2 protein-coding genes are annotated in these 1,774 nt (G+C 74.4%); both read right to left on the bottom strand.

Features of this window, described 5'->3' with window-relative positions:
* Window positions 1–333 (bottom strand): DeoR family transcriptional regulator (locus tag IFT89_RS19840; RefSeq protein WP_202939843.1); only part of this gene is annotated, 333 nt, incomplete at its 3' end.
* Window positions 330–1,774, bottom strand: a 1,445-nt coding sequence (locus IFT89_RS19835) for an FGGY-family carbohydrate kinase (protein WP_202939842.1), incomplete at its 5' end; no start/stop codon positions are given. The genes IFT89_RS19840 and IFT89_RS19835, both read right to left, overlap by 4 nt.

Raw genomic sequence — 1,774 nt, 5'->3', positions numbered from 1 at the left:
GAGCGCCTCGCAGGCCGACCCCGCGCCGAGGAAGACCGCTGAGCCCGGGTCGACCAGGGTCAGCGCCCGCACGGCGAGCGCACCGGACGCCCCGGAGTCCTGGCCCGGGTCGAGGTCGACTCGCACCGCACCGCCGTGCGCGCGTCGGAGGCGTCCGTCGAGTTCGAGGACGCGGAGGTCGCGCCGGATCGTCTCCTCGGTCACGCCGAGGTCCACTGCGAGCGCGCCGACCTCGACCCGCCCGTCCTGGTCGAGTCGGGTGAGGATCTCCCGACGCCGGTCGTCCACCGGACTGGACGTGGCCGTCCCGCGGCCTCCGATGGACGCGCTCATCGTTCCACCCCGGCACGGTCGTCGCGTTCGGACGCCGGACCGTCGGGGCTCGACTCCTCGGCCCGTCGTCGCCACCAGGGGCCGAGGGCTTCGACGAGCTCGTCGAACGCGGTTCCGACCCCGGCCCAGTACGCGGCCGAGGCGTCCGTCGGCAGGACGGCGGGTGCGTGTCGGACGACGTCGCGCTGGGCCTGTTCCACCGACGGCAGGAGTCCGGCGGCGACCCCGGCGACGATCGCGGCACCCAGTGCCCCGGCCTCCTCGGAGTCGACGACCGTCACGGGAGCTCGAAGCGCGTTGGCCACGAGTTGCACGTACAGCGGCGACCGCGCGAGGCCGCCGCCGAGGACGATCGGCTCGTCCCACCGGAACCGTTCGCCGAGTGCCCGGGTGTGCCAGCGGTGCATGAGCACGATGCCCTCGAGGGCTCCGCGCAGCACGTGCGCCCGGGTGTGCCAGTCGCGGACGCCGGTGAGCGTGGCAGACGCTTCGGCGCCGAGCGGCGAGTCCGATTGAAAGGGCAGGACGAGCGGCACCGGCTCCTCCGGAGGGAGTGCCGCGGCCTCGGCGATCAGCGCGTCGCGGCCGGTGGCGTCGGTCACGCCCAGGAGCCGGAGCGTCCAGTCGAAGGAAGGCGATGCCGTCGCCGAGGTGGACATCGCGATCCGCAGGTCGGGGGTGATCGAGAGGCGGGACTGCCACCGCGGGTCCACGTCGGGCTGGGTCGTCGTCACGCCGTTGGTGCTGAACGAGCCGGCCACGAGGGCGAGCCGCCCGGGGACGAGCGCTCCCATGCCGATCGACGATGCCTGCACGTCGTGGAGTCCCGAGACGACCGGTGTCCCGGCGACGAGGCCCGTGACCGCGGCGGCCTCCGGGAGCACCCGCCCGACGATCGTGCCACTCGGGTTGATCGGCGGGAGCAGGCGGAGCAGTTCGGCGGGCAGGCCGTAGGCGTCGAGGACCTCGGCGCTCCAGGTGGCGGTCCCGACGTCCAGGAAGGAGGCGCAGGCGTCGGAGTAGTCGGTGGAGATCTCGCCGGTGAGCCGCAGGCGGACCACGTCCTTGCAGAAGAGCATCGCGTCAGCCTGCTCGACACGCTCCGGGTCGTGGCGGAGCAACCAGCGGAGGAGGTTGCCGGCGGCGCCCGGCGTCGGCAGCTGTCCGGAGCGTTCGAGCACCACGCGCAGCCGGTCCGGGTCAGCCGCGAGTTCGGCGGCCTCGACGTGCGCCCGGGAGTCCATCGCCGTGATGGCCGGGCCGACCGGCTCTCCCGCGGCGGTCACGAGGTGCAGCCCGTCGCCGTGGCCGGTGATCCCGACGGCGGCGACCAGGGTCGGGTCGACACCCGACGTCGCCATCACCTCCGACACCGCGTCGGCGACCGCGGCCCATAGGGCGTCCTGCGGCCGCTCGGCATGCCGGGCGACCGGGCGGTCGA

It is taken from the genome of Plantibacter sp. CFBP 13570, from assembly GCF_014841395.1.
Lineage (GTDB): Bacteria > Actinomycetota > Actinomycetes > Actinomycetales > Microbacteriaceae > Plantibacter > Plantibacter auratus.
Note: the sequence above shows the minus strand (reverse complement) of the source record. Positions and strands in the feature narration are given on the sequence as shown.